Source organism: Janthinobacterium sp. BHSEK (assembly GCF_056174685.1).
The window spans coordinates 1-488 of sequence record NZ_JBWBYV010000269.1; the positions used below are offsets into that span (position 1 = coordinate 1).

A 488-nucleotide genomic window follows, 5' to 3' on the forward strand; every position below is an offset into this window, starting at 1 on the left:
GTACCGGTTGTCACGCCAGTGGCATTGCCGGGTAGCTAAGTTCGGAAGAGATAACCGCTGAAAGCATCTAAGCGGGAAACTTGCCTTGAGATGAGATTTCCCAGAGCCTTGAGCTCTTTGAAGGGTCGTTCGAGACCAGGACGTTGATAGGCTGGGTGTGGAAGTGCAGTAATGCATTAAGCTAACCAGTACTAATTGCCCGTACGGCTTGTCCCTATAACCTTAGCAGGTGCAGAGGATAAGAAAGTACATGTTGCGAAGTTGTTGATCGCAATCATTACCCAAAATTCTAAATAATCCGCTTCTTCCAGATTCATGGCTTTGTCGCTCCACTGAGGACAAATGCCGGTACAAGTTATGCCTGATGACCATAGCAAGTTGGTCCCACCCCTTCCCATCCCGAACAGGACCGTGAAACAACTTTGCGCCGATGATAGTGCTGCAACCAGTGTGAAAGTAGGTTATCGTCAGGCTTGTTATTCGCAGTA

The 488-nt window shown here is 48.4% G+C and carries 2 rRNA genes; both read left to right on the top strand.

The features are described 5' to 3' along the window. Nucleotides 1–216: ribosomal RNA gene (locus AC0V2Y_RS28980) — 23S ribosomal RNA — on the top strand; the annotation flags it as partial. 144 nt (nucleotides 217–360) lie between these two features. Beyond that, nucleotides 361–473, top strand: a 5S ribosomal RNA gene (gene rrf, locus AC0V2Y_RS28985). Nucleotides 474–488 lie beyond the last annotated feature (15 nt).